At 70.9% G+C, this 25,994-nt stretch carries 22 protein-coding genes; 11 read left to right on the forward strand and 11 right to left on the reverse strand.

Annotated features, from left to right (window positions below; translation table 11 throughout):
• Positions 1-4 precede the first annotated feature (4 nt).
• A complete protein-coding gene (locus tag OWR29_RS23365) occupies positions 5-250 on the reverse strand; it encodes a three-helix bundle dimerization domain-containing protein (protein ID WP_267565305.1) in 246 nt (81 codons plus the stop codon).
• 64 nt (positions 251-314) lie between these two features.
• Here OWR29_RS23365 and OWR29_RS23370 point away from each other — a divergent pair, with 64 nt between their 5' ends.
• The gene (locus tag OWR29_RS23370) at positions 315-1,496 is read left to right on the forward strand and encodes an ROK family transcriptional regulator (RefSeq protein WP_267565306.1); all 1,182 of its coding nucleotides are present in this window, start codon (positions 315-317) and stop codon (positions 1,494-1,496) included.
• Here OWR29_RS23370 and OWR29_RS23375 read toward each other — a convergent pair.
• The gene (locus OWR29_RS23375) at positions 1,422-2,312 is read right to left on the reverse strand and encodes an alpha/beta fold hydrolase (RefSeq protein ID WP_267565307.1); all 891 of its coding nucleotides are present in this window, start codon (positions 2,310-2,312) and stop codon (positions 1,422-1,424) included. The genes OWR29_RS23370 and OWR29_RS23375 overlap by 75 nt on opposite strands.
• Before the next feature lie 199 nt (positions 2,313-2,511).
• Here OWR29_RS23375 and OWR29_RS23380 point away from each other — a divergent pair, with 199 nt between their 5' ends.
• A complete protein-coding gene (locus OWR29_RS23380) occupies positions 2,512-2,976 on the forward strand; it encodes a MarR family winged helix-turn-helix transcriptional regulator (RefSeq protein ID WP_267565308.1) in 465 nt (154 codons plus the stop codon).
• A 1,237-nt stretch (positions 2,977-4,213) separates the two neighbouring features.
• On the opposite strand, the gene OWR29_RS23385 is transcribed toward OWR29_RS23380, so the two are convergent.
• From OWR29_RS23385 to OWR29_RS23410, 6 genes are all read right to left on the reverse strand, one after another.
• Positions 4,214-4,978, reverse strand: coding sequence for a class I SAM-dependent methyltransferase (locus OWR29_RS23385; RefSeq protein ID WP_267565310.1), 765 nt, complete (start codon positions 4,976-4,978; stop codon positions 4,214-4,216).
• Complete coding sequence (locus OWR29_RS23390; RefSeq protein WP_267565311.1) at positions 4,971-5,291, reverse strand: winged helix-turn-helix domain-containing protein; 321 nt, start codon at positions 5,289-5,291, stop codon at positions 4,971-4,973. The genes OWR29_RS23385 and OWR29_RS23390 overlap by 8 nt, the downstream gene beginning before the upstream one ends.
• On the reverse strand, positions 5,288-5,692 hold the full coding sequence (locus OWR29_RS23395) for a hypothetical protein (RefSeq protein ID WP_267565313.1): 405 nt from the start codon (positions 5,690-5,692) through the stop codon (positions 5,288-5,290). The genes OWR29_RS23390 and OWR29_RS23395 overlap by 4 nt, the downstream gene beginning before the upstream one ends.
• Before the next feature lie 36 nt (positions 5,693-5,728).
• Positions 5,729-7,129 (reverse strand): tetratricopeptide repeat-containing protein, encoded by a 1,401-nt coding sequence (locus tag OWR29_RS23400; protein ID WP_267565314.1) that lies wholly within the window; start codon positions 7,127-7,129, stop codon positions 5,729-5,731.
• Between the two features lie 263 nt (positions 7,130-7,392).
• Positions 7,393-7,998, reverse strand: a complete 606-nt coding sequence (locus OWR29_RS23405) for a TetR/AcrR family transcriptional regulator (protein WP_267565316.1) — start codon at positions 7,996-7,998, stop codon at positions 7,393-7,395.
• Between the two features lie 22 nt (positions 7,999-8,020).
• Complete coding sequence (locus OWR29_RS23410) at positions 8,021-9,610, reverse strand: MFS transporter (RefSeq protein WP_267565318.1); 1,590 nt, start codon at positions 9,608-9,610, stop codon at positions 8,021-8,023.
• 177 nt (positions 9,611-9,787) lie between these two features.
• On the opposite strand from OWR29_RS23410, the gene OWR29_RS23415 reads away from it, so the two are divergent.
• Positions 9,788-12,049: a putative bifunctional diguanylate cyclase/phosphodiesterase gene (locus tag OWR29_RS23415; RefSeq protein ID WP_267565319.1), complete on the forward strand. Its 2,262-nt coding sequence runs from the start codon at positions 9,788-9,790 to the stop codon at positions 12,047-12,049.
• On the opposite strand, the gene OWR29_RS23420 is transcribed toward OWR29_RS23415, so the two are convergent.
• Positions 12,046-13,314: an acetyl-CoA C-acetyltransferase gene (locus tag OWR29_RS23420; protein ID WP_267565321.1), complete on the reverse strand. Its 1,269-nt coding sequence runs from the start codon at positions 13,312-13,314 to the stop codon at positions 12,046-12,048. The two genes, OWR29_RS23415 and OWR29_RS23420, sit on opposite strands and share 4 nt — an antisense overlap.
• A 73-nt stretch (positions 13,315-13,387) precedes the next feature.
• On the opposite strand from OWR29_RS23420, the gene OWR29_RS23425 reads away from it, so the two are divergent.
• The 4 genes from OWR29_RS23425 (at position 13,388) to OWR29_RS23445 (ending at position 19,600) form a co-directional block, all read left to right on the forward strand.
• Positions 13,388-14,716, forward strand: a complete 1,329-nt coding sequence (locus OWR29_RS23425; RefSeq protein ID WP_267565322.1) for a 3-oxoacyl-ACP reductase — start codon at positions 13,388-13,390, stop codon at positions 14,714-14,716.
• Between the two features lie 501 nt (positions 14,717-15,217).
• Positions 15,218-16,360 (forward strand): MaoC family dehydratase, encoded by a 1,143-nt coding sequence (locus tag OWR29_RS48305; protein WP_438872643.1) that lies wholly within the window; start codon positions 15,218-15,220, stop codon positions 16,358-16,360.
• An 88-nt stretch (positions 16,361-16,448) separates the two neighbouring features.
• Positions 16,449-17,660 carry an acyl-CoA dehydrogenase family protein gene (locus tag OWR29_RS23440; protein WP_267565323.1) on the forward strand — a complete coding sequence of 404 codons (1,212 nt, stop codon included), beginning with the start codon at positions 16,449-16,451 and terminating at the stop codon, positions 17,658-17,660.
• On the forward strand, positions 17,660-19,600 hold the full coding sequence (locus OWR29_RS23445; protein WP_267565324.1) for an AMP-binding protein: 1,941 nt from the start codon (positions 17,660-17,662) through the stop codon (positions 19,598-19,600). Before OWR29_RS23440 ends, OWR29_RS23445 begins: the two co-directional genes overlap by 1 nt.
• 174 nt (positions 19,601-19,774) lie before the next feature.
• Here OWR29_RS23445 and OWR29_RS23450 read toward each other — a convergent pair whose 3' ends face one another.
• Positions 19,775-19,993, reverse strand: coding sequence for a CDGSH iron-sulfur domain-containing protein (locus OWR29_RS23450; protein WP_267565325.1), 219 nt, complete (start codon positions 19,991-19,993; stop codon positions 19,775-19,777).
• Positions 19,994-20,067: 74 nt separating this feature from the next.
• Between OWR29_RS23450 and OWR29_RS23455 the strand changes: the two genes are divergently transcribed.
• Positions 20,068-21,060, forward strand: a complete 993-nt coding sequence (locus OWR29_RS23455) for an iron-containing redox enzyme family protein (protein WP_267565327.1) — start codon at positions 20,068-20,070, stop codon at positions 21,058-21,060.
• A 33-nt stretch (positions 21,061-21,093) separates the two neighbouring features.
• The gene (locus tag OWR29_RS23460; RefSeq protein WP_267565329.1) at positions 21,094-21,924 is read left to right on the forward strand and encodes an MBL fold metallo-hydrolase; all 831 of its coding nucleotides are present in this window, start codon (positions 21,094-21,096) and stop codon (positions 21,922-21,924) included.
• Here the strand turns inward: OWR29_RS23460 and OWR29_RS23465 are convergent.
• Positions 21,917-23,284 carry a hypothetical protein gene (locus OWR29_RS23465; protein ID WP_267565330.1) on the reverse strand — a complete coding sequence of 456 codons (1,368 nt, stop codon included), beginning with the start codon at positions 23,282-23,284 and terminating at the stop codon, positions 21,917-21,919. The two genes, OWR29_RS23460 and OWR29_RS23465, sit on opposite strands and share 8 nt — an antisense overlap.
• A 107-nt stretch (positions 23,285-23,391) precedes the next feature.
• Here OWR29_RS23465 and OWR29_RS23470 point away from each other — a divergent pair, with 107 nt between their 5' ends.
• On the forward strand, positions 23,392-23,847 hold the full coding sequence (locus tag OWR29_RS23470; protein WP_267565332.1) for a GNAT family N-acetyltransferase: 456 nt from the start codon (positions 23,392-23,394) through the stop codon (positions 23,845-23,847).
• 16 nt (positions 23,848-23,863) lie between these two features.
• Entirely contained in the window at positions 23,864-25,534 is a 1,671-nt protein-coding gene (locus tag OWR29_RS23475; RefSeq protein ID WP_267565333.1) for a cation:proton antiporter, read from the forward strand.
• Positions 25,535-25,994 lie beyond the last annotated feature (460 nt).

Consider the following 25,994-nt stretch of genomic DNA (forward strand, 5'->3'; position numbering starts at 1 on the left):
GCGATTACTCCGCAGCGTCCTCGCTGCGCACGTGCACCGTCTCACCGCGAAGCCGCAGTTCGTCGGTCACCTGGCCTTCGGTCATCGAGACCAGGTGACTCTCGACGGCGGCTTCGTCCTTGAGCCGGTCGTACGTGTCCCGGACGAGCTGCTCCAGCTCGCCCCGGTCGACGTCGGGGAATCGGAGGGTCAGGGCGTCCACCTGCCGGCGCAGGGCAACATCCACGCCGACGATGCCGTGATCAGTCATGAACTTTCTGTTCCCACTCCCCGCTCTTGGCAACCGCACGCCGGGCGGCTTTGATGTCGGTGGGATGCACAGACACCGGCCGAGCCTCGGGACCCTGCTCCATCACGTGCATGTGAGCGGGCCGTTGTCGCGCGCTGCCCTGGCCGAGCGGATGGGCGTCAACCGCAGCACGATCCTGGCGCTCACCGCCGAGCTGGTGGCGGCCGGTCTGGTCAGTGAGGAACACCCTTCCGGTACGACTGGAGCCGGGCGCCCGTCGCTCGTGGTGCGCCCGAATTCCCGTTTCTACGTGCTGGCCTTCGACGTGGCGGTCGATAGGCTCACGGCCGCCCGCGTCGGACTGGGCGGGCAGGTGCTCGACCGGCGTTCCGCCCCGCGCAGCCGGATCGGCGTCGACCTGGACACGGTCGTCCGGAAGCTGGTGTCGCTGGGCCGGTCTCTGGTCGACGCCGCTCCGGAGTCCTCGGTGTGCGCGGGCATCGGCGCCTCCTACTGCGGCATGATCCGCCCCGGCGACGGCATGGTCCGCTACGGCCCCGAGATGGGCTGGGTCGACCAGGCCTTCGGCACCGAACTGGCCAAGGCCCTGGACCTGGGGCACCCGGTCGCCGTCGGCAACGAGGCCCATCTCGGCGCGATGGCCGAGTTCGAGCGCGGCGCCGGCGTGGGCATCCCCGACCTGATCTACCTGCACGGCGACGTGGGGGTGGGCGGCGGCATCCTGGTCGGCGGCAAACTGCTGGGCGGCGACGCCGGCTACGGCGCCGAGGTCGGCCACATGCTGGTCAACCCGGTCGACGGCCGCGCCTGCCTGTGCGGCTCCCAGGGTTGCTTGGAGGCCGAGACCGGCGAGTACGCCCTGCTGGCCGCGGCCGGCCGCACCCCCGGCCCGTCCGGCGCCGCCGCCGTCCGCGCGGTGGCCCGCGACGCCCGAGCCGGCGATCAAGCCGCGGCCACCGCGATAGCCGAGATCGGCGACTGGCTGGGCATCGGCGTGGCCAACCTGATCAACCTGTTCAACCCCGGCGTGGTCATCTTCGGCGGCATGCTCCGCGACGTCTACGAGGCCGCCGCCCCGCAGGTGGCCGCCCGCATCGCCCGCCACGCCATGCCCGTCTCGCGCGAACGGGCCGCCCTGCGCCTGTCCGCCCTGGCCGGCGACGCCACCCTGCTAGGCGCGGCCGACCTGGGCTTCGCCACCCTGCTGGCCGACCCGCTGCTCACCTTCGACGAAGAACTTCCGTAGCGCGGCCGCGACCACTTCCGGCCGGCCGTTGTTCCAGGAGCCGCCGTGGTCGAGCCCGTCGAACTCGATGTGTGTGGCCTGCGGCAGCACGCCGGCGAGCTCCCGGATGCTCTGCCGCAGGAAGGCCGGGCTTCGCGTGCCGCTGAGCAGCAGCATCGGCTTGTCGACCGAACGGAAAGTGGCCATCTTGCCGTCCATGCCGCCGACGACGTTGAAGTCGTAGCGGATGCCCGGGAGCATGTCGCGAAGCTTCGGGGCCGGTCCCGGCTTGCGGCCGTCGATCGCCAGCACAGCCCCAGCCAGCAGGCGCGCGGCAAACTTCGGCAGCCCTTGCAACAGGGCCGGGGCGGTTCCGGAGGTGCGCAGCGATCCGGCGAGCGCGGCGGCCAGGCGTCCGTTCTCGATGTCGGTGTTGAGCCGCCGGATGCCGTCGTGCGAGATCCCGCGGGGGTAGAAGGGCGGCTCGTAGACCGCGGCCCGGGTGATCCGGGGCAGCGTCCGGGCCGCCTCGAGGGTGATCACGGCGCCGGAGCTGAGGCCGAAGACGTAACCCGTGCCGGCCTCGGCGAGGAGTGCTTCCAGGTCTTGCACGTCGCGAGCGATGGTGTGCTCGCTGCTGTAGTTCTTGGGGCTCATGCCGCGCCCCCGCCGATCAGGCGTGTAGACGGTGAAGTGAGCCGAGAGCGCCCGCGCGAGGTCGTTGAAGTTATAGGCGGTGCCCATCGCGCCCTGCACCAGAACCAGGCCCGGCCCACGCCCTTGGCGTTGAAAACCGATGCGGGTGCCGTCCCGGGACGTGACCTGACCGTTCTCCATCGAGTCCGCCTTTTGCCTCGCAAACTACCTTTGCCGCAAAGCTACTTCGCGGCAGTGCTATCTTGCAACCCGACACTGATGCAGGCCCAAGCGTCGGGCGCTTCGCGCTGGCCGATGGCGTTGCAGGCGCCGCGGTACGCATCGGATTTCCTCCGGCTACGACGTGCGGCGGCCGGCGGGCTCGCGGAAAGGAGTGCGCGTGACCGAGGTCAACCAGGTACAGCAGGTCGTCCAAAGCTTGCGCGACCTGGCCGCAGCACAGAGCGACCTGGGCCGCGCTTTCGCGCGGAGTCAGCGAATGCACCCCACCGACGCGACAGCCATAGTCGAAATCATCAACGCGGAACAACGCGGCCACCCCTTGACGCCGGCCCGCCTGGCCGAGCGGATCGCCCTGACCACCGGCGCGACCTCGATCCTGCTCAACCGCCTCGAGCAGGCCGGACACATCGCCCGCACCCGCGAACACAGCGACCGCCGAATCGTCACCCTACGGTCCACATCCGACATCCACGCCGCCGCGGCCGCCTTCTTCGAACCGCTGGCCCACCGCCTGACCGCCGCCCTGGCCGACTACTCCCCCGCCGACCTGCAACTAATTAATTCAGCCGCCACTCGCCTACACTCCACCATGACCACCTACATGGACGAGCTGGACACGTGACAGCTCCCGCTCGGTCCGGCGCCGCCCCAGCCTCAGCTTGACGGTGTAGACGCGGGCCACAGTCTCGCCGAGGACGCCGAAGGCTCAGCTTCATGTTGACTGAATCAACATTGACGTCAACATGTACACGTCAGTCAACACGTCAACATGAGGCCGTTCATGTCCACCTCGAGGGCGCTCGGCCGCCTTCAGCGGTCTCGGCGGTTCGAGTAAGCCTTCGGCCGCGATCGACTCGCCCGCCCGCGCCGCAACGCCCGCCAACCCAGCACGGTCACCAGCGGGCCGGTAGCACCGATGGCGCCGGCCGGGCCGTTGGCCTCACTGGCCGGCCTTTCGGCCTGCGGCGACGCCGAGACCGAGCCCCAGCGGCTGTCCCCCTTGGGCCCGGTCGCTCCGGTCGCCCCGGTCGCCCCAGCGGGACCCTGGGGGCCACAGTGACCAACCCTGGGCGGGTCGCTAAGCCCCGGCCGACGGGCCAGCCGCCGGGGGTGCGATGCCCGGCGGCGGCCTGCACCGTGCCGAGCACACCGTCGACCATCTCGTCGTGCACGCTTCCGCGCTGGACGAGGTCTACCCGCTCAATCGACTGTGAGTCCCGCTCGGTGCGGAAGCCCGGTCCGACCGACCAGCGCGGCCGCCATTCCGAACGTGCGCGAAGACCAACCGACACTCAACGACAGTGCCGTCGCACGCAGGTGGGGCTGAGTCCGAGCGGTCTGCGCGCGTTGAATACGCAGCGGCGAATCACCGCGCGAGACCAGCCACATTCAGAACCGGTCTGGATCGAAGCGCTTGTTGAACCCATTGCAGTCCGGAGCACCATGCGCAACCGTCCCGGCGACCGGCTGTTTGGGCCCGACGCGGCCGAACCGCCACGGAAGACGACGCGCTTCCCAGCAGTCAACGCGACAGAAGTGCCCGACCTCAGCGCCTCGCGCAGCTGAGTTCCGACAACGCGCTTTCCAAAGGCTCCACGACGCCCGGCCATGTCAACGCCGCCAACGCTGCCGAAGCGCCGGCATGAGCGTCGCACGCGGTCGTTCCAACCGGAGCGCCGGACGGTCCGCTGTACCGACCGAAGGCCGGCTGCGGACGCGATACGGCGCCCGGCTTCGTTTGATCGAGCAGACTGCCCATCCGGCGTCGCCCGCAGACACGAAACGCCGCCCGGCCCCGCCGGGCCGCAACGTGCGGATGTGGCCGCTCTGACCCGGGCCGTCCGCGTCAGCAAAGGCCGCTACGTGTGGCTGTGGCGGCTCTGGCCCGGGTCGTCGGCGTCGGCCGGGTCTGACGTAGGCGCGGCAGGTCGGCTGGCGGTCACCAGGTGGGTGGGAAGCCAAGGGCCCGACCACCATTGGCGCCAGCCCAGGCTGCGGCGCGTCACGCCGGAGAGGCCCCGGGCGCTCAGCTGGCGCTGGTAGGCGTCCGTGTGGTTGAGGTCGGCCAGCAGCAGGCGGCCGCCAGGCCGCAGCACCCGCACGGCTTCGTCCACAGCCTTGGCGCGGTCGTCGAACGACTTCAGGTTGTGGATGACCAGGTTGGACACGACCACGTCGAACGAGTCGTCCGGGAAGGGCAGCGCCGTGATGTTCGCCGTGTGCACCTCCACGCGGTCGGCCACCCCGGCCGCGGCGGCGTTGCGCATGGTGGCGTCGGGGCCGTTGCCGGACTGGTCGGCCCGCCACAGGTCGACGCCGACCGCCTGGCCGTGCGGCACTCGCAGGGCAGCCGTAATGAGCAGCGCGCCCCGGCCGCAGCCCATGTCGAGCACCCGCTCGTCGCCCTTGAGGTCGTCCAGCAGGCGCGCCCACACCACGAACTTGCCGTAGCGCGACGCATAGAAGGCCAGCCCGCAGCACGCCCCGATCAGGACCACGCCGATCAGCGGCCACGGCTGGCGGGTCAGCACGGCCTGCACCACGCCGGCCACCACCAGCAGCGCCGGCACGATCAGCAGACGGGGCGCGTCGACGCCGTAGGTGCCGGGCGGACGTTCAGACATCGGCTTCACTCCTTGCCGGGGTTCCGGCTATCGCTCGCAGGGCGGACAGATGTTCCTCGTACGCAGCGCGGCCGGCCGCCGTCAGCGACAGCCACGTGCGGGGGCGCTTGCCGACGTAGCCCTTGCGCGCCTGCACGTAACCGGCCTCGGTCAGCAGGGTCACCTGACGGGAGAGCACCGAGTCGCTCACCTCGACCGTGTCCCGTACGAAGGCGAACTCGGCTTTGTCGGCGGCCGCGAGACAGGCCACGATGGACAGGCGGATCGGCGAGTGGATGACCGGGTCGAGCCGGTGCCGCGGATGCGCGGTCACGAGCGCGCCCGACCCGCCGCCACGGCCATCGGAACGGCGACGACAACGCCCGCCACCAGCCAGTACGCGACGTTGCCGGGGAACGCCGCGTGCCCCAGCACGGTCAGCCCCACCCACAGCACCGTCCAGATGGCGGCCGCCGTCAGATACAGCCGCCGGAAGCCGCGCCCGACCACCCGGCGCGGCCGCGCGTACGCGAGCAGGCTCAGCAGGAACACCGCCCACGCCACGTTGACCACGACCGCCGACAGCAGGCCACCGGCCGGGAAGAAAATCAAGGTCCCGATGGCGTACGCGGTAAAGGCCCGCACCGCCCAAGCGGAGTGCTGCCGCACGGCCGCCGACGCCTGATCGACCCCGGCCAGGGCCGCCGCCGCGTGCCCCGGGCTCAGATCGGTCATGGGGCTCACCGTACGGGTTACTTTCCGTTTTGGAAACTACTTAGCGGATCGATGACTGTCCAGCGCCCAGCCCTCGGCCGCGGCGTAGTCGGCCGCGGCGGCCAGGTCGGCCGGGTCGGCCCCGGTGGTCCGCAGGTGGTCGAACAGGCGGTTCAGCGCGGCCCGGCGGTCGCTGCGCCTGTCCTCGTCGGCCGAGCGGCCCGCCGCGTACACGCGCACCAGGTCATGCATCGCCCAGCGGGACGGGCCGGCCGGCAGCAGCAGGTGGTTGGCGGCCAGGTCGCGCAACGCCTCGCCGGCCGCGGCGCCGGCCAGCGCCTCGGCGGCCGGGGCGTCGAAGCTGCGGCCGGGGTGGTGGGCCAGCAGGCGCAGCAGGTCACGGCCGCGGCCGGGCAGGTTGCGGTAGGAAACGTCCAGGGCCTGACGTACGGAGGGGTCGAGCCGGCCGGAGCGGCGGCGCTCGGCCAGCCAGTCGGCATGGTCGGCCAGCGTCCAGCCCGGCCTCTCCCGCATGTGGGCGACCACCCGGGCCAGCGCCAGCGGCAGATATCCGCAGGTCGCGGCGATCCGGTCGGCCGCCGCGGGGTCGGCCCCGGGCGGCAGCGCGGCCAGCAGGAAGTCGCGGGCCTCGCCGGGCCGGAACACGCCCACCTCGACCTGGGCCGCCTCGGTGAGCCCGTCGAGGCGCCGGCGGCTGGTGATCAGGGTGACACTGCCCGGACCGGGCGCCAGCAATGGGCGAACCTGGGAATCGCTCGCCGCGTCGTCGAGCAGCACCAGCACACGGGTTCCGGAGAGGCGGTTGCGGTAGGCCGTGGTCTGGGCGGCCAGGCCGTGCGGCAGGTGCTGGCCGGGCACCCCGAGCAGGCGCAGAAAGCCGTCGAGCACCGCGTCCGGACCGGCCGGGGGCTGGTCGGCGTGGCTGCCGCGCAGGTTGACCGCGAGCACCCGGTCGAACGGCTGCGACGCCGCGAGCCGGTGGGCCGCCTGCAACGCGAGGGTCGTCTTGCCGGCGCCGGCCATGCCCGAGAGCACCGACAGCGGCGCGGGCCCGACTGACGGCGTACGGGAAACAAAGCCCGCCGGCAAACCCGGCAGACTGCCCAGAACCCGCACCTGGGACCCCGCGCCCCGGGTCTCGCCGCTGGCCACACGCAGCGCCTGCCGCCACTGGTTGGTGTAGCCGGCGTCCGCGTGCAGCGCCTCGACCACGGCCACCACCAGGTCGGGGTCGAGGCGGCGGCGCCCGGCCCGGAAGCAGTCGACGACAGTGGTCTTGCCGACCTGCTCCCCCGGCGGCCGACGAGTGTTCACGCGGGCCGTGATGGTCTCGTAAGAAGGGTTGCCGGCCCAGGTCTTGAGCAGGCGCAGGCACGCGGCGACCTCGTCCAGGGTGTGCGCCAGCCCGGGGTCGGGCAGCACGGCGAACTGCGACACGGCGTGCTCCGCGGGGGTCGTAAGACGTCGGAGGATCGACGGTAGTAGCTGTCCGCCACCGGGCACATCCGGATTCGTTCGGATTCCGCATGCTGACGCCACAACGGCGGCAGAGTGAGTGGTGCCGGCGGATCCGAAACGGGGGGTCGTTCCCGCAACGGGGGTGGGAGCGACGCGGACCCCGCAGGCGCGTGCCGGGCGTGGCGCCCCCCAGAGGCCCACGCCCGGTATCGCTCTTCCCGCCCCTCGCGAAGCGCGGGTTGCTAGGCGGCCGCTCCGCGCAGCACCGCGTCGACCAGCGCCTCGGCGAACCCTTCCTTGGGCACCCGGGGCTGGTGCGGGAACAGGTTGTTGAGCATGTTGGGGCCGGTCAGCATGAGCAGCGTGAGCTCGATGTCGAGGTCGGCCCGCAGCTCACCGGACTCGATGCCGCGCCGCAGCACGCCGCGCATCACTTCCCGCCGGGGCTCGATGACCGCCTGGTAGCCGGCCATGATCTGGTCGTCGCGCATCAGCTCGGGCATCAGGCAGGCGGTCACCTTGCCGTAGTTGTGCTGGTGGCTGCTGCGATTCGACTTCATCAGGGTGACCAGGTCGTCGCGGACCGACTCGCCGGCCAGCTCGGGCACCGGGCCCTTGAGCGCCGCGACGGCGTCGATGATCAGGGCCTCTTTGTTGGCCCAGCGGCGGTAGATCGTCGCCTTGCCGACCCCGGCCTTGGCGGCCACCGCCTCGATCGAGATGGCGGCGACGGTCTGGCCCTCGCTGAGCAGGTCGAGCACCGCGTGCAGGATCGCGGAGTCGGCGAGGGCGTTGCGGGGCCGGCCAGGAGCCTTGCGGTCCTGGCCGGCCGTTGGTGCCGTGGTCATGGCGTTCATTGTTACCGACGGGTCACGCTTCGACCAGTTCGACGCCCTGCTCCTCGGCCAAGCCCTCTTCGTTCGTGGGCTTGGGCGCGGAGGCGGGGCGCTTACCGGGCAGCCACAACACGGCGACCAGGGCGCCGAGCAGGGCGAAGACCATCGAGCCGATGGCCGCGTAGTGCATGGCGTCGAGGAAGGCCGCGTTGGCCTGCGAGATCAGCGCCGGGGCAGCCGCGCCGGCCTGCTCGGCCACGCCGTACGCGCCGGAGATCGACTCGCGGGCCGCGTCGGCCGCCTGGGCGGGCAGACCGTCGGTGGCGTTGCCCAGGTTGCCGCGGTAGACCGAGGAGAGCACGGCCCCGAGCACCGCCACGCCGAGCGCGCCGCCGAGCTGGCGGATCGTGTTGCTGACGGCCGAGCCGACGCCGGCCTTCTCGCGCGGCAGCGCTGCCATGATCGATTCGGTGGCGGGCGGCATCACGTTGGCCATGCCGGTGCCCATGATGAAGAACGCGGCGCCGACCACCCAGATCGGGGTGTCCTGGCCGATGAACAGCCACACCGCCAGACCGGCCGCGACCAGCAGCAGACCGACCGTGCTGACCGCCTTGGGGCCGAAGCGCTTGACCATCGCGGCGCTGCGCGGGGCGAAGACCAGCTGGCCGACCGCGAACGGGACGAACAGCGCGCCGGACGCGAGCGGACCGTAGCCGCGGACCAGCTGCAGGTAGAACGCGCCGAAGAACATCGCGCCCATGGCGGCGAAGAAGACCAGGCCGATCATGCCGGTCGAGGCCGAGAACTGGCGGTTGCGGAACAGCCGCACGTCCAGCGACGGGAACTCGATGCGCAGCTGCCACATGACGAACGCGGCCAGCACGATCACAGCGCCGGCGAGGGTGCCCCACGAAAGCGGGTCTCCGAAACCGGCTTCGCCACCTTCAATAACGCCGTACGTCAGAAGGCTGAGGCCGATGATGGAGAGCACGACACCCAGGTAGTCGATGCGGCCCGGCTTGGGATCGCGTGACTCCGGCACGAGCGCCAGCACCAGGATCACCCCGGCCACGGCGACCGGCACGTTGATCAGGAAGACCGAGCCCCACCAGAAGTGCTCGAGCAGCAGGCCGCCCAGGATCGGGCCGATGGCCACGGCCAGGCCGACGGCGCCGGCCCAGATGCCGATGGCGCGCGGGCGCTCCTGCGGCGAGAAGACGTTGGCGATGATCGAGAGCGTGGCCGGCATGACGGCGGCGGCGCCCAGGCCCATCAGCGCGCGGGCGCCGATCAGCTGCCCCGGCGAAGAGGCGTAGCTGGAGATCAGCGAGGCCACCGCGAAGATGGCCAGGCCGACGACCAGGGTGATCCGGCGGCCGAGGCGGTCGGCCAGGATGCCCGCGGTGAACAGCAGGCCGGCGAAGACCAGGGTGTACGAGTTGATGGACCATTCCAGCTCGCTCTGGGTGGCGCCGAGCCCGTGCACCGGGTCGGCGATCGTCCGCAGGGCGACGTTCAGGATGGTGTTGTCGAGCACGACCACCAGCAAGCTGATGACCAGCACGCTCAGGATGGCCCAGCGCCGGGGGTGCCCGGCGGGAGCGGTCGCTGATGCGTCCATGGAGTTCCCCCATTTTCGAAACGGAACTGTTCCGTATCCGATAGGCACCCTAGACCCTCCGAGATGCGAAACGAAACGTCTCCGTATCGGAATGTGCCGACGATCACTCGGGCTCCGCAACCGGTTCGCTCCCGGGTCGCCCTGAAGGCGGCAACCCGGCCCGCCGAAGTTGAGCGCATGGTGACTGGAAGGAACGCGCTGCACCGCTGGCTGCCCACGGGTGGCGGGCTGCGGGACGAGGACTGGGCCGGGCGGCACCGCCTGATGACCCGGCTGCTCGCCGCGAGCATGGTCGCCCTGGTCGTCTACGGCGCGCTGCAGGACGAGCTGGGCGGGGGCAACCTCACCACCTGGCTCCTGCTGCTCATCCTGCCCTGCGTCGTGGCCGCCGTCACGCTGCCCGGCCGGCGGGTGCCCTCGATCTTCGTGGCGCTCGGGTTCACCATGGCCTGCGCCGCCTTCGTGGCGATGACGCACGGCCAGACCGAGGCCCACTTCACCTTCTTCATCACGGTCGGCGCGCTCGCCCTCTACCGGGACTGGGCGCCGTTCGGCGTGTTCCTGGTGGCCACCACGGCCCACCACGGCGTCTTCGGGATCTTCGACGCCGAGCTGACCTACGGGCACCACTCCGCGCAGACCCACCCGCTGTTCTGGGCCCTCATCCACGGTGTCGCCGTGCTGTTCGCGGCCGCTTTCCAGGTCGTCCAGTGGCGCCTGAGCGAGGCTGAGGAGCAGCGCGCCCAGGAGAACCTGGACGAGAGCCAGGCCCAGCTGACCGTGGCGTTCGAGGAGACGCCCGTGCCGATGGCGATCTTCGCGCCGGACGGCCGGGTCGTGCGGGTCAACGCCGCGTACCGGAACTGGCTCGACCTGCCCGGGGAGCTGCCCGCCGGCACCCTGGTCACCGATCTGCCCATCGAGCTGGCCGACCCGGACGCCCCGCGCGTGTTCGACAAGATCGTCGAGCAGAACGGCTCGTCCATCCACCTGGCCGAGTACCGCCGCAAGGACACCGGCGAGCAGCTCTGGGTCGAAGTGCACGGCACCGCCCTGCACGACCGCACGGGCCAGCTCCGCCTGATCTTCGTGCACTGCCTCGACGTCACCAAGAGCCGCCGCCACCAGGAGGAACTGCAGCAGCAGGTGCGCCACGACGCGCTCACCGGCCTGCTGTCCCGCTCGGCCTTCGAGACCGACCTGGCCGGGCTGCTGGCCGGCGACCTCCCGGTCAACGTGCTCTACATCGACGTCGACCGGTTCAAGTCGATCAACGACGGCGCCGGGCACGCGGTCGGCGACGAGCTGCTGCGCGGCCTGGCCGTCCGGCTGGAGGCCACGGTTCCGGCCGGCGCTCTGGTGGCCCGTCTCGGCGGCGACGAGTTCGTCGTCGCGCTGGCCGGCTCGCCGCGGGCCGGCGCCCGGGTCGGGCACGCCATCCTGAGCGCGTTCGCCGAGCCGCTCGAGATCGGCGACGGCCACCTGCAGGTGTCGCTGAGCCTCGGCCTGGCCGCCGGCAGCGGACCCGAGAACGCCGACGAGACCGTGCTGGCCGCCGACACCGCCATGTACGCGGCCAAGCGCGGCGGCGGCAACCGGATGCAGATCTTCAGCGACGACATGCGGGTCAAGGTGCGCGAGCGGATCGCCGCCGAGTCCCGCCTGCGCGAGGCCCTGTCGGGCGACCTGACCGAGTCGCTGCCGGTCTGGTTCCAGCCCATCGTGTCCGCCGCGACCGGCCTCGTCGTCGGCGCCGAGGCCCTGGTCCGCATGCGGACGCCGCAGGGCGACATCCTCGGCCCGGGCCACTTCATCCCGGCCGCCGAGGAGACCGGCCTGATCGTCCCGCTGGGCGAGCACGTGCTGCGCCGGGCCGTGATCCGCCTGCTCGAGTGGTCGGACCACCTCGAGTACGTGTCGGTCAACGTCAGCCCGCGCCAGCTGGCCGAGCCCGACTTCGTGCCCACGCTGGCCAACCTGCTGGCCGCCCACCCGTCGCTCGACCCGTCCCGCCTGGTCGTCGAGATCACCGAGACCGCCCTGCTGGGCTCCTCGGTCGACGTCCGCGAGCGCCTGGAGGCCATCAAGAACCTGGGCGTGCGCATCGCCCTGGACGACTTCGGCACCGGCTACAGCAGCCTGACCTGGCTGCAGTCGGTCCCGGCCGACGTGGTCAAGCTGGACCGCTCGTTCGTGGCCGGCCTGTCCGCCGACCCCCGCAAGGCCTCGATCATCCAGGCCGTGCTGTGGCTGGCGCGCTCGCTGAACATGTCGGTGGTCGCCGAGGGCGTCGAGGACCCGGCCGACTGGCACGCCCTGCGCGAGCTGGACTGCCCGTCCTGCCAGGGTTACCTGTTCGGCAAGCCGCTGCCCCCGGCCGAGTTCGCCGCCACGCTGCAGCCCCAGCCGGAGCCGCAGCTGGCCACCCAGGCCGCCTAACGCTCGAGGATCGCCACCACGCCCTGCCCGCCGGCGGCGCAGATGCTGATCAGGCCGCGGCCCGAGCCCTTGTCGGCCAGCAGCTTGGCCAGGGTGGCCACGATGCGGCCGCCGGTGGCCGCGAACGGGTGGCCGGCGGCCAGCGAGGAGCCGTTGACGTTGAGCTTGGCCCGGTCGATGCCGCCCAGCGGCGCCTCCAGGCCCAGCTTCTCTTTGCAGAACTCGGGCGACTCCCAGGCGGCCAGCGTCGCCAGCACCTGCGACGCGAAGGCCTCGTGGATCTCGTAGAAGTCGAAGTCCTGCAGGGTGAGGTTGTTGCGGGCCAGCAGCCGCGGGACGGCGTAGGCGGGGGCCATCAGCAGGCCCTCGTCGCCGTGCACGTAGTCGACGGCGGCGGTCTGGCTGTCGACCAGGAAAGCCTGCGGGGTCAGGCCCTGCTCGGCCGCCCACTCCTCCGACGAGAGCAGCACGGTCGAAGCGCCGTCGGTCAGCGGGGACGAGTTGCCGGCGGTCATCGTGGCGTCGGTGGTCCCGAAGACCGGACGCAGCTTGGCCAGCTTCTCCAGGCTGGTGTCGGCGCGCAGGTTCTGGTCGCGGGTCAGTCCCAGGTACGGGGTGATCAGATCGTCGAAGAAGCCGCGCTCATAGGCGGCCGCGAGCCGCTGGTGCGAGGCCAGGGCCAGCTCGTCCTGGGCGTCCCGGGTGATGCTCCAGCGCAGGGCGGTCAGGGCGGCGTGCTCGCCCATGGACAGGCCGGTGCGCGGCTCGGCGTTGCGCGGGATGTCTGGCTTGAAGGCGAGCAGCGGGTTCAGCTTGGCCGCCGCCTTCAAGCGCTCGGGCAGCGTACGGGCCCGGTTGAGATTCAGCAGCGCGCGGCGCATGTCGTCGTTGAGCTGCAGCGGAGCGTCCGACGTGGTGTCCACGCCGCCGGCGATGCCGACGTCGATCTGCCCCAGGGCGATCTTGTTGCCGACGAGGATCGCCGTCTCGAGGCCGGTTCCGCAGGCTTGCTGTACGTCGTACGCGGGGGTGCGCGGGTCGAGTCGGGAGCCCAGGACCGTCTCGCGCGTGAGGTTGAAGTCGCGCGAGTGCTTGAGCACGGCCCCCGCGGCCACCTCGCCCACCCGCCGCCCGGCCAGCCCGTATCTCGCGACGAGGCCGTCGAGGGCGGCGGTCAGCATGTCCTGGTTCGATGCCTGGGCGTACCGGCCGTTGGACCTGGCGAACGGGATCCTGTTCCCACCAAGGACGGCGACGCGGCGCATAACGGCCTCCACACTCCGACGGAACTTACTGGTGAGTAGGCTACCAACGCCGGCGCCGAGTAGGCTGCGGCCCATGGGCGACAGGTACGCGAGTTTCGCGAACTCCGGTCCCGGCCGGACCATGATCAAGCGGCTCGGCCTGCCCGATCCGCCCCGGCTGCGGCGGTACACGCCCGGCGACCCGCTCACCGAGGGCCCCGTGCTGATCGGCGCGGCCCCCGGCGGCCGGCTCGCCGACCAGGTGCGGAAAGTGCTGGCCGGCGCGGGTGTTGAGGCGCTGGACGAGCCCTTGGCCGAGGGCAAGCACGGCGCCCTGATCTTCGACGCCAGCGGCATCACCGACGTGGCCGAGCTGGGCGAGCTGTACGGCTTCTTCCACCCGTACGCCCGGTCGGTGCGCCGCTCGGGCCGAGTCATCGTTCTCGGCACTCCCCCGGCGTCGATCGAGGATCCGCACGAGGCCACGGCGCAGCGCGCGCTGGAGGGCCTGACGCGCAGCATCGGCAAGGAGTTCGGGCGGGGCATCACGTCGCAACTGGTCCATGTGGACCGCGGCGGCGAGGGCGCGATCGAGTCGACGCTCCGCTTCCTGCTGAGCGGACGTTCCGCGTACGTGTCGGGCCAGGTCGTGACGGTCGGACCTGGCACCCCACCCGCACCGGCCGACTGGCAGCTACCCCTCGCGGGAAAGACGGCCCTGGTCACGGGGGCGGCGCGCGGGATCGGCGCGGCCATCGCCCGGGTGCTGGCCCGCGACGGCGCCGACGTGATCGCCCTGGACGTGCCGGCGGCGGGGGAAGCCCTGGCCGGGGTGGCCAACGACGTACGCGGCCGGGCCCTGCAACTAGACCTGACCGCAGAAGGCGCCGGCGACCGGCTGGCGTCGCACCTCAGCCGCCCGATCGACATCGTGGTGCACAACGCCGGCATCACCCGCGACAAGACGATCGCCAAGATGGACGAGGCCGCCTGGAACGCCGTGCTGGCGGTCAACCTGGTCGCGCCGAGCCGCATCAACGAGGCGCTGATCAGCCGGGATCTGATCGCCCCCGGCGGCCGGATCGTCGGCGTGGCCTCGATAGCCGGAATAGCCGGCAACCGCGGCCAGACCAACTACGCAACAAGCAAGGCCGGCGTGATCGGCTTGGTGCAGTCCAGCGCGCCCGAGCTGCTAGCCAAGAACATCACCATCAACGCGGTGGCCCCCGGCTTCATCGAAACCGCGATGACGGCCAAGATGCCGGTAACGCTGCGCGAGGCCGGCCGCCGCATGAACAGCATGGCCCAGGGCGGCCTGCCGGTCGACGTGGCCGAGACCATCGCGTGGTTCGCCTCCCCCGGCTCAGCCACCATCACCGGCAACGTGGTCCGGGTCTGCGGCCAAAGCCTGCTGGGCGCCTGAGCCCGCAGGCTGCTCGGCCTCCGCGGGCTCCTCGGCGTCCGCACGCCCCATTCACCCCTGGGGGCTCCGCCACCTCCGCGGCCTCCGCGGGCTCTTCGGCTTTCGTGGGCTCCTCGGCTTTCGTGGGCTCCTCGGACCCTGCGTGCTCCGCGGCCTCCACGGCCTCCACGGCCTTCACGGGCCTCCGCGACCTTCACGGGCCTCCGCGACCTCCACGGGCCTCCGCGACCTCCACGGGCCTCCGCGACCTCCACGGGCCTCCACGGGCCTCCACGGGCCTCCGCGACCTCCGCGACCTCCGCGACCTCCGCGACCTCCGCGACCTCCGCGACCTCCGCGACCTCCGCGACCTCCGCGACCTCCGCGACCTCCGCGACCGGAGTGTGAAGCCCCGCGCAAGTCCGTTGTGAGCGTGAGATCCTGCGGACCTGAGGCACGAGCACCCGGCGAGCGTGACGAGTTCGCGGGTCTGCGGCCGAGCCGGCTGGGGAGCGTGAGGAAATGCAGGTCGAACCGGGCGATTTGCGAGGGAACACCATGCGAGCCGCGCTGGGGCTGCTACCGCGCCGCCGCCCCGAGACGTTGCCCGAGCTGGAATTGGAACAGGCCGGCGTGCTCGTCGACCGGGACCACCTGGCCGCATACGACCGGGTCTGCGGTTTCCGCCTGAGCGACAATCTCCCGGCCACCTACCCGCACGTGCTGGCATTCCCCATGGCCATGCGAATCCTCACCGCGCCGAACTTCCCCTTCCCCGCAATCGGCCTGGTCCACATCGCCAACACCGCGACGGTGCACCGCCCACTCACCGCCGAAACGCCATACGACCTGTCCGTCCGAGCCACCAACCTGCGCCCCCACGACCGCGGCCGCCAGGTAAACATCCAAGCCACCGCCACAGTAAACGGCGAGCCGGTGTGGACAAGTGTCTCGACATACCTCTCCCGCTCCAGCAACAAATCCCCATCCACAGCCCCCGGCAGGCCCCCGTCCACAGCCTCGGCCAGCACGCCTCCGTCCACAGGCCCGGCCAGCGCATCACCGTCCACAGGCCCGGCCAGCGCATCGCCCTCCACAGCCGCCGCCGGCGCTGCGCCGTCCACCGCTACCGGTAACGCGAGGTCGTCCACAGGACCGGTCGACGCAACGCCGTCCACAGGTGCCGGCAGCGCGTCGTCGTCCTCAGGTCCTGATGGCGCGCGGCCGTCCACAGACCCGAGTCGCGCGCCGCTGTCCACAGGCCCCGCCGGCGCATCGCCGTCATCCACAGGCTTCGACGGCGAGTCGCTGTCCACAGATGGGTTATCCGGTTCTGAGGGCGGCGCGGAGCCGAGTGCGGTGTGGCGTGTGCCGGCGCGGGTCGGTGGGGACTATGCGGCGGTGAGCGGCGACCGCAATCCCATCCACACGTCTCGGATCGGGGCGCGGCTGTTCGGGTTTCCGCGGCCGATCGCGCACGGCATGTGGAGCGTCGCCCGCTGCCTCGCCGCGCTCGAGGGCCGGCTGCCCGACGCGTACACAGTGGAAGTTCGTTTTCAGCGGCCGATCCTGCTGCCCGCGACCGTCTCTTTAGCTTACGACGACGGCCGATTCGCGCTGTTCGGGCGGAAGCCGCATCTTGCGGGGCAAGTTACGCCTGCGTAACGTTACCGGCCAGTAAATCCCGGCCCTCGTTGGTTCGCGGCGGATCGCCGGCAGCGGGGGCGGCACTGGTTTCCACGAAGGGCGTCGCATGGAGTTCTGGCTCGATCTCAACGAGGAACAGACCGACCTGCGGGAGTGGGTGCACGGGTTCGCCGAGAGCGTGATCCGCCCGGCCGCGGCCGAGTGGGACGAGCGTGAGGAAACCCCGTGGCCGATTCTGCAGGAGGCGGCGAAGATCGGCCTGTACGGGTTCGAGTTCCTGGTGAACACCTGGTCCGACATGAGCGGGCTGTCGCTGCCGGTCGTCAACGAGGAACTGTTCTGGGGTGACGGCGGCATCGGGATGGCGTTGTCCGGCACGTCGTTGGCGGTGGCCGCCATCTACGGCTCCGGCACACCCGACCAACTGGTCGAGTGGGTGCCGCAGTGCTTCGGCGACGAGGCCGACCCCAAAGTGGGCGCGTTCTGCTCGACCGAGCCCGAGGCCGGCTCCGATGTGGCCGCCATGCGCACTCGTGCGGTTTACGACGAGGCGTCCGACGAGTGGGTGCTGAACGGGCAGAAGGCGTACGCGACCAACGGCGGCATCGCAAACGTGCATGTTGTGACAGCTTCGATCGATCCGTCGCTCGGTTCGCGCGGTCAGGCCGCCTTCATCGTGCCGCCCGGAACACCCGGCCTGGCCGCCACGAAGAAACTGCGCAAGCTCGGATTGCGCGCCTCGCACACGGCGGACGTCTTCCTCGACGACGTACGCGTGCCGGGAAGTTGCCTGCTCGGCGGCAAGGAGGCGTTGGATGCACGTCTCGCGCGCGCCCGCGAAGGCAAACGCGCATCCGGGCAAGCATCAATGCGCACTTTCGAACTGTCCCGACCGGCGGTTGGTGCACAAGCGCTCGGTATCGCGCGGGCAGCGTACGAGTATTCGCTCGACTACGCTCAGAATCGCGTGCAGTTCGGCCGGCCCATTGTGGAGAACCAGGCGATCGCGTTCGCGCTGGCCGACATGCGCACCGAGATCGACGCCGCCCGGCTGCTGGTGTGGCGGGCCGCCTGGATGGGCCGCAACGACCGCCCGTTCACGGCCGGCGAGGGTTCGACGTCCAAGCTCAAGGCGGGAGAGGTGGCGGTGGCGGTGACGGAGAAGGCGGTGCAGATCCTCGGCGGGGCGGGCTACCTGCGGGACCACCCGGTCGAGCGCATGTTCCGGGACGCCAAGATCTACACGATCTTCGAGGGCACGTCCGAGATCCAGCGCCTGGTCATCTCGCGGGCGATAACCGGACGGCAGATCCGCTGATGCCCGGCGCGGCGTTCGTCCTGCGCACGATGGCCCGGCGCGGCCTGCTCAGCCCCGGCTCGCCGCCGCGCGTGCTGCGCCAGTTCGCCGCCCTGCACGCGTGGGGCTTCGGCCTGGCCGGCGAGCTGCGCCAGGCCACCGCCCGCGACCCCGGACGCACCGCGATAATCGATGAAGAGCGTTCCCTGACGTACGCCGAACTCCTCGACCAGTCCTCCCGCCTGGCCGCCGCGCTGCCCGTCGAGCCCGGCGCCCGCGTCGGACTCCTCTGCCGGAACTCGGCCCGCATGGTCGTGGCCCTGATCGGCGCGGCCACCCGCGGCGCCAACCCGGTCCTCATCAACACCGGCCTGTCCGGCCCCCAGCTGGCCGACGTGGTCCGCGACCAGCAGCTGGCCGCCCTCATCCACGACGCCGAGTTCACACCCCCACCCGGCGTGCCCGCCTACTGCACCACCCCCGCGCCGAACAGCCGCCCGCCAGTGAACGTCAGCCGGCCTGCACCCAGCGAAACGACATCAGACGGAACACCCACGACCACCGGCGCTTCATTCACCGCCGGAACAACGGCAGCCGGCGAGACGACAACATCAGGAAAATCCACCACCGACGCGTCATCGACCTGCGAGGCAGCCGCGGACGGCGAAACCACCACACCAGGCGCACCGAGCGAACCTTCCACCGTGGCGCCGGCGAACGGCGAAGCAGCCGCGGACGGCGAGACCACCACACCAGGCGCACCGAGCGAACCTTCCACCGTGGCGCCGGCGAACGGCGAAGCAGCCGCGGACGGCGAAACCACCACACCAGGCGGACCGAGCGGACCTTCCACCGTGGCGTCGGCGAGCGGCAAGCCGGCGATGCCGGTGGAGCTGTTCACGAATGGCGGTGAGCCGACGGCAACGACCGGATTGTCATCGCCGCCGGCCAAGCCTGGGCGCACGATCGTGCTCACTTCAGGAACGACCGGCACCCCGAAGGGCGCTCAGCGACCCACACCCAGCGGTTTCAGCCCGCTCTGCTCGATCATCGACCGCATTCCGTTGCGCGCAGGTGCACGAATGCACATCGCCGGGCCGCTCTTTCACACCTGGGCGTACGCCGGGCTGCAGATCGCACTCGCCCTGCGCGCGACGGTCGTACTGCGCCGCCGCTTCGAACCTGCGGACGCCCTCGAAACGATCGCCGAGCACAACTGCTCGGCCCTGATCGCCGTACCCGTCATGATTCAGCAGATCATGGAGCAGCCCTATCGCCCGGTGCCGCTGACGGTCGTCGCGGTGAGCGGTTCGGCGCTCCCCGGCGGACTGGCCGACCGTTTCATGGACCGCTACGGCGACATTCTCTACAACCTGTACGGCTCGACCGAGGCCTCGTGGGCGTCGATCGCCACACCGGCCGACATGCGAGCCGCTCCCGGCACGGCCGGCCGCCCACCCCACGGCACGGTGGTAGTCGCGCTCGACGACGACGGCCGCCCAGTGCCGACCGGCACCACAGGACGGTTGTTCGTCGGCAACGAGATGCTGTTCGAGGGCTACACGAACGGCGCCGCGCAGGAACGACGCGACGGCTTGCTGTCGATCGGCGACCTCGGCCACCTCGACGAGGCCGGCCGCGTATTCGTCGACGGCCGCCAGGACGACATGATCGTCTCCGGCGGCGAGAACGTCTTCCCCTCCGAGGTCGAGAACCTGCTGGCCGACCTGCCCGACGTTCGCGAGGTGGCCGTCATCGGCGTCCCCGACGACAAGTACGGCCAACGCCTGGCCGCCTACGTCGTCCTCCGCGACGACGCCAAGCTGACCGCCGACGAGGTCCGCGACCACGTACGCCATCACCGAGCCCGCTTCAGCGTCCCCCGCGACGTCGTCTTCCTCCCCGAGCTACCGCGCAACACGACCGGCAAAGTGCTCAAACGCTCACTCCCCACGCCGTAACGCTCACTACGCGCCAGAAGCGCGCAGTCCCGCGAACGCCAACGCTCAAATCGACGGCAAACGCTCACCCTGCGGACGTCAACGCTCACTCCGGCGAGCGCAACGCGCATAAGGCGACAACAAACGCTCAGTTCGATCGCTCAAACGGTCACTCCCCAGGCCGTAAACGGACAACTACGTGCGGGGCACCGGCGTCTCGCGGCCGGCTTCGGCGTGGAACTTGATGGCCTTGTGGGTGCCGTCGCAGAACGGCTTGGCGGCGGACTTGCCGCAGCGGCACAGGGCGATCGTGCCGCGGCCCGGGTCGATCGTCTCGCCGTCCGGGGTCAGCAGTTCGAAGTCGCCGCGGACGATCAGGGGGCCGTCCGGGTAAGGCACGATCGAGGAGGTCATGGCGGCCCGAATGCCCCGTGAGCTGCGCTTGAAACAGCCCGTTTACGTGCCCAAGATTCGGGAAGCTTGCGGTCATGCAACTTCCTGCCGCCCGCGGGCGGGTCTCCGCCGCCCTGATCGACGTGCTCGGCGGCCGCGCCGCGAAACTGCCCGCCTTCGCCCGCTTCGACAGCGACGAAGACCTGCACCTGACCCTTTTCGTCTGTTACGAGCTGGCCTACCGCGGCTGGGACGGCGTCGACGACTGCTGGGAGTGGGACCCCGGCATGCTGCGGTTGCGCACCGCGGCCGAGAACCGGTTCCTGGGCACCCTGCGCGAGCTGGTGGGCGAGCCGGAGGCCGTGGACCCGGCCGAGGTGCCGGAGCGGCTGGCGCAAATCGTGGAAGAGGACGACGGGCCCGGGCTCTCCGGCTATCTGCGCGGCCGTGCCACGTACGAGCAATTTCGCGAATTTGTCATGCACCGCTCGGTCTATCACCTGCGTGAGGCGGACCCGCACTCGTGGGCGTTGCCACGGATCGGCGGCCGGGCCAAGGCGGCGCTCGTCGAGATTCAGACCGACGAGTACGGCGGCGGCATCGAGCGACGCATGCACCAGGAGCTCTTCAAACGGACGATGAGCTGGTTCGATCTTGATCTCACCTACGGCGCCTACGTCGATTCGGTGGGCGCGCCGACGCTCGCGGTGAACAACCTGATGTCGCTGTTCGGGCTGCACCGCAAGCGCCGCGGCATGATTCTCGGGCATTTGGCGGCGTACGAGATGACGTCCTCGCTGCCGAATCGGTCGTACGCCAACGGGCTGCGCCGGCTGGGCGGGGACGCCGACGCCACGGCCTTCTACGACGAGCACGTCGAGGCGGACGCCGTGCACGAGCAGATCGCCGCGCACGACTTGTGCGGTTCGTTCGCGGCGGCCGAACCCGCGCTGGCCGGTGACGTTCTGTTCGGGGCGCGCGCTGCCCTGGCCGTCGACTCGCTGTGGGCCGGTTCGATCCTGGACACCTGGCAGAGCGGCCGTCCGACGATTCGGACGAACGTGATTGAACCGGTGCTGGCCGGGTAGTCGTTCGCCTCCTCGCACAGGCCGGAGACTTCGATGAACGCCAGCATCACCTTCATCGGCAACGCCACGACCCTGCTGCGGCTCGGGCAGTTCACGCTGCTGACCGATCCGGCTTTCGGGCCGGCCGGCAGCCGGGTCTACCTGGGCTACGGCGCGTGGACGAAACGCCTGCGCGACCCTGTTCTTGACGCGCTGCAGGGCGCCGCCATCGACGGGATGGTGCTGTCGCACCTGCACGGCGACCACTTCGACGCGGCCGCGCGCAAGTGGATCGAGCCCACGCTGCCGATCCTGACCACGCCGGCGGCCTCCCGCAAGCTTCGGCGCAAGCGTTACCTCGCGGTGCGCGGCCTGCCCACGTGGGAGTGCTTCGAGTGGAGCCGCGACCGGCAGAGGCTGCGCGTGACCGCCGTACCGGGAAAGCATGGTCCTGGCCTGGTCGACCGTCTGCTGCCCGACGTCATGGGCTCGGTCGTCGAACTCGAGGTCGACGGGCGGCTGGCGCTGCGGCTGTACATCACCGGCGACACGCTGGTGCACGACGCGCTGGAACAGATCCCGCGGCGTTTCGGCGAGATGGACGCCATGCTGATCCACCTGGGCGGCACGCGGCTGGCCGGCATGCTGCTGACGATGGACGACCGCCAGGGCGTCGACGTGGCGCAGCTGATCCGGCCCGCGCTGACCGTGCCGATCCACTTCGACGACTACCAGGTGATGAAGTCCCCGCTGGCCGACTTCGTGACGCGGGCCGAGCGGCAGGGGCTGACCGGCATCACGCCGATCGAGCGTGGCGGCACGCTGCACCTGCCGCTGCGTGACGGCATCGACGGCGGGCACGCCGAGCAGCGCAACGCTATGTGAACAGCATCCCGAGCGACGAGCCGGACTGCCGCAAACGTTCCAGCGCGTACGCCATGGGCATGGCAGCCGGCAGCGGTCGCAGCGCCGTACCCGCGAGCATGCGCGTCGCGTGCCCGGTGGCGACCGGCAGCATCGGATAGCGGCTGGCCGCGAACCGGTCCATCGGCTCGCGCCGGCGCCCGAAGGAGGCCAGCGCCCGCCACTGCGACAGCGGCGCTATCCGGCTCCCGATGTGGCCCGGCGGCTCGGGCAGCACGGTCACCGCGTCGAAGCTGTCGCTGCCGGCCAGCCACATCTCGGCCGCCTCGACCGTCGCGGCGGCGGCCGACTCCGTCCAGTACGGCACCAGACCGCCGGCCCGGGCCAGCCACGGGTCGAGCAGACGACCGCACTCGATCACGCAACGATCGCTCACTTCCGCGCGCCATTCGCGCAACAGGTCGGCCACCCACGCGCTGAGCGTCTCCGGGCGCGCGTAGAGCAGCCGGTGCGAGTCGTGCCCCAGCCGGCCGAGGTCGACGCCGAGCGACGGCTCGCCCGAACGTTCGGCATAGCGGGGCGGCGTGTCGGGGTCGAGTTCGGGCCACGAGGCGGCGCCGAGCGTTTCGAGCACGCGGCGGAACTCGGGATTGGCGAGCGAGTAGTCCTCGGGGCTGCCGCCGGCGACCGGGCTGCCGACCTGGAATCCGTGCCGGGCCGTCACCGCGGTCACCGGCCAGGTGCGCAGATCGCGGGTCAGCAGCGTGCTGCCGTCGGGTGCGAGCCGAGTGCGCAGGAAACGTTCATAGGCGTCCGGAAGCGTCGTCCAACGCAGGTGGAAACGCACAGTTGCCCCGCACAACGGACCACTTCGCAAAGGATCGTGCACTTGGCGCACAGTGATGGACGGGTTCTGCGCGTTTATGGCGCGCGCCAGGTCGGCGCCCCACTCGAGCGCGCCCGGCCAGTCCCCCGGCGAGCCGCCCGGCCAGGTCACCGTCACCGGGACGCTTGTCGGCAGCCAGGCCGCCCCGAGTGCCACCGCCAGGTGAGCCGCCGAGCCGTGCGGGGAGCCGAGCAGCACCGCCGGATACTCGGCCTCCCGGTAGTGCCCGACAACCCACTCGGCGATCGCGTCGGCGTCGATCAGGCTCACCGCGTCGTGCGGAACTGCTTCCGCGTACGCGTCACGGGCCAGCTCGAAATGCCGGCGCCCCGGCGGCAACTGCCCCCGGCGGCCTAGCAGCGGCGTGCGCGCCACCCAGCCGCCGACCGTTCCCGACACCGTGGACAACAAAGCGCGGCACAGACTGTCCGCGCAGACGACATTGTCGATCGGCAAACCGCCCCGCGGCTCCGAAACCGTCTCGTAGATCGTCACCCGGCTCAACTCCCCCCAGAGTTCACCGGGGGTGCCCACGAATGTCCGGCACGAACCTCGATTCGCGTGTGAGCTGCCTCAATGCGGTCACCTGTCACACTCGCGGCATGTCTGATGTCGAGGTGCGCCTGCGGCCCGTCCGGATCACCGACATCGATGACTTCTTCCGCCACGAGCAGGAGCCGGAGGCGCAGCGGCGGGCCAACTTCCCCGCCCGCGACCGGCCCGAGTTCGTCACGCACTGGATCACCCGGATCCTCGCCGATCCGCAGGTGGGCGCCCGGACGGTGCTGGCCGACGGCGCGGTCGCGGGCAACGTGGTCTCGTGGTGGCAGGACGGGCGGCGTGAGGTCGGCTACTGGCTGGGCGAGCGGTTCTGGGGGCGTGGGGTGGGCACCCGGGCGCTCACTCTTTACCTGGAGGTCGAGAAGCACCGGCCGCTGCACGCAACCGCCGATGTGAGCAACAAAGCGTCCATTCGAGTGCTCGAACGCTGCGGTTTCGTGCGGACCGACACCGTACGCGAGCCGAACGTGCAGTTCGCCGTCCTCGAGCTGAGGTGACTGCCAGGCTGAGCAGGTGACCGAACTGCTCGTCGTGATCGTGACCGGCCTCCTGGTGATCGCCGGCGCCACTCTTGTCGGCCCGCGCCTGGGGATCGCGGCGCCGCTGGTGCTGGTGGCGATCGGCGTCGCGGCGAGCTTCCTGCCGGTGTTCGAGGCGGCCCACATCGAGCCGGAATGGATCCTCGAGGGCGTGCTGCCGCCGCTGCTCTACTCGTCGGCGGTGTCGATGCCGGCCATGAACTTCCGGCGCGAGTTCGGCGCGATCAGCGGCCTGTCGGTTGTGCTCGTGGTCAGCAGCGCGCTCGTGCTGGGTGTGTTCTTCGCGACGGTCGTGCCGGATCTGGGGTTTGCCTGGGGCGTCGCCCTGGGCGCGATCATCAGCCCGACCGACGCCGTGGCGACGTCGATCATCAAGCAGACGTCGGTGTCACGCCGGGTCGTGGCCATGCTCGACGGCGAAAGTCTGCTCAACGACGCCACCGCGCTCGTGCTGCTGCGCACGGCCATCGTCGCCACCGCGGCGTCGTTCGAGTTCTGGGGCGCGGTCGGCACCTTCGCCTACTCGGTGATCGTTGCGCTGGTCGTGGGCTGGCTGGTCGGGCGGCTCAACCTGATGATCCGCCGGCGGGTCACCGACTCGACCGTCAACACGGTCATCTCGTTCGCGGTGCCGTTCGCCGCCTCCGTGCCGGCCGGGCTGCTCGGCGGCTCCGGCCTGGTCGCGGCGGTGGTGGCCGGCCTGGTCACCGGCATCCGGGCGCCCCGCGATCTCTCGGCCCAGAACCGCCTGTCCGACTCGCAGAACTGGCGGACGGTCGAGTTGGTGCTCGAGGGCGCGGTGTTCCTGACAATGGGGCTGCAGATCAAGGCGATCGTCACGAACGTGCAGAACGATCACGCCGGCATCGGTTCGGCGTTGCTCGTTTCGGCCGGCGCTTTGGTGCTGACCGTGCTCGTTCGTGCAGGGTATGTCGCTCCATTGCTCGCTTTTCTGTCCGCTCGTGCGCGTCAACGTGAGCGAATGCAGGACCGCTTGCAAGGCATGCAGCAGCGCATGAGCACGCCCGAGGGCAAGCAGGAGACGTACGACGAAGTGAACCTGCGGCGCCGCAAGGTCTCCGAGGCCGACCTGGACCGGTTCGCCGTCCGCCTGACTCGCCTGGTCGCCGACACCGAGTACTTCCTGCGCGAGCCGCTGGGCTGGCGCGAGGGCACGGCGGTGGTCTGGGCCGGCATGCGCGGCGCGGTCACCGTGGCCGCCGCGCAGACGCTGCCCGAGGACACCCCGCAGCGATCCGTCCTGGTGATCATTGCGTTTACCGTCGCTTTGATGTCGCTTCTTGTCCAAGGCGGCACGATCGGCCCCCTGCTGCGCCGCATAACGCCAAGAATCGACCAACAAACGCTCAACCAACAGGCCGAAACTGAGCGAACGAACATCTTCAGCCTGTTGCGCGCAAGCGCCGAGTCCATCCCCGAACCGCCACCCCACGACGGCCACCCGACAACAGCCGACTTCGAGGCCTCGAAGACGCACCGCCTGGCCGTCCTCAGCGCCCAGCGCACGGCTTTGCTTGACGCCCGCGACAACGGCACCTTCGACGCCGAAGTCCTGGCCGGCGCCCTGGCCAACCTCGACGCCGACCAGATAGCCATCGAAATGCGCGGCAAGCTCACCGTCTGACCGCCGGCCCCCGGCAACTCTGACCGGCAAAGCTGCGTGCGTTTGTTCCGGCTTCCTCTTGTACGAGCCATCGAGCGCACACCGAACCGGGAGTTCAGCCGACGCAAGCTACGCGCGCACACGAGCACATGCGCCACGGCCGCCCGCCTACCGACTCACAGCGGGCGACCGCCGGGCGGCGCCGCCCTACGCGCCCAGCCGGAGCCGGACGCAGGCGCCTGCCAGGCGCCGAGTGGGCGCGGGCCCCCCACACACATCGCTGCCCTACGTCCGGCCCGAGTCGAACGCCGCCGCCCCACCCGACCGGGAGCCGAGCGCACGCGCTTGCCAAATGCCGACGGGTGCGGGACCACACACCGCCGCCCTCCACCCGGCCCGAGTCGAACGCCGCCGCCCCACACCCGACCGGAACCGGGCGCACGCGCCTGCCGGGCGCCGAGTGGTGGGACCACCACGCCGC

Source organism: Paractinoplanes pyxinae, from assembly GCF_026626335.1.
Classification (GTDB): domain Bacteria; phylum Actinomycetota; class Actinomycetes; order Mycobacteriales; family Micromonosporaceae; genus Actinoplanes; species Actinoplanes pyxinae.

Excerpts from the sequence above, each read along its gene's own strand:
- OWR29_RS23385 (WP_267565310.1), bottom strand. The coding sequence starts at position 4,978 with ATGTCTGAACGTCCGCCCGGCACCTACGGCGTCGACGCGCCCCGTCTG.
- OWR29_RS23470 (WP_267565332.1), top strand. The coding sequence starts at position 23,392 with ATGTCTGATGTCGAGGTGCGCCTGCGGCCCGTCCGGATCACCGACATC.
- OWR29_RS23415 (WP_267565319.1), top strand. The coding sequence starts at position 9,788 with ATGGTGACTGGAAGGAACGCGCTGCACCGCTGGCTGCCCACGGGTGGC.
- OWR29_RS23460 (WP_267565329.1), top strand. The coding sequence starts at position 21,094 with ATGAACGCCAGCATCACCTTCATCGGCAACGCCACGACCCTGCTGCGG.
- OWR29_RS23375 (WP_267565307.1), bottom strand. The coding sequence starts at position 2,312 with ATGGAGAACGGTCAGGTCACGTCCCGGGACGGCACCCGCATCGGTTTT.
- OWR29_RS23440 (WP_267565323.1), top strand. The coding sequence starts at position 16,449 with ATGGAGTTCTGGCTCGATCTCAACGAGGAACAGACCGACCTGCGGGAG.
- OWR29_RS23370 (WP_267565306.1), top strand. The coding sequence starts at position 315 with ATGCACAGACACCGGCCGAGCCTCGGGACCCTGCTCCATCACGTGCAT.
- OWR29_RS23365 (WP_267565305.1), bottom strand. The coding sequence starts at position 250 with ATGACTGATCACGGCATCGTCGGCGTGGATGTTGCCCTGCGCCGGCAG.
- OWR29_RS23445 (WP_267565324.1), top strand. The coding sequence starts at position 17,660 with ATGCCCGGCGCGGCGTTCGTCCTGCGCACGATGGCCCGGCGCGGCCTG.
- OWR29_RS23450 (WP_267565325.1), bottom strand. The coding sequence starts at position 19,993 with ATGACCTCCTCGATCGTGCCTTACCCGGACGGCCCCCTGATCGTCCGC.
- OWR29_RS23405 (WP_267565316.1), bottom strand. The coding sequence starts at position 7,998 with ATGACCACGGCACCAACGGCCGGCCAGGACCGCAAGGCTCCTGGCCGG.
- OWR29_RS48305 (WP_438872643.1), top strand. The coding sequence starts at position 15,218 with ATGCAGGTCGAACCGGGCGATTTGCGAGGGAACACCATGCGAGCCGCG.
- OWR29_RS23395 (WP_267565313.1), bottom strand. The coding sequence starts at position 5,692 with ATGACCGATCTGAGCCCGGGGCACGCGGCGGCGGCCCTGGCCGGGGTC.
- OWR29_RS23410 (WP_267565318.1), bottom strand. The coding sequence starts at position 9,610 with ATGGACGCATCAGCGACCGCTCCCGCCGGGCACCCCCGGCGCTGGGCC.
- OWR29_RS23425 (WP_267565322.1), top strand. The coding sequence starts at position 13,388 with ATGGGCGACAGGTACGCGAGTTTCGCGAACTCCGGTCCCGGCCGGACC.
- OWR29_RS23455 (WP_267565327.1), top strand. The coding sequence starts at position 20,068 with ATGCAACTTCCTGCCGCCCGCGGGCGGGTCTCCGCCGCCCTGATCGAC.
- OWR29_RS23420 (WP_267565321.1), bottom strand. The coding sequence starts at position 13,314 with ATGCGCCGCGTCGCCGTCCTTGGTGGGAACAGGATCCCGTTCGCCAGG.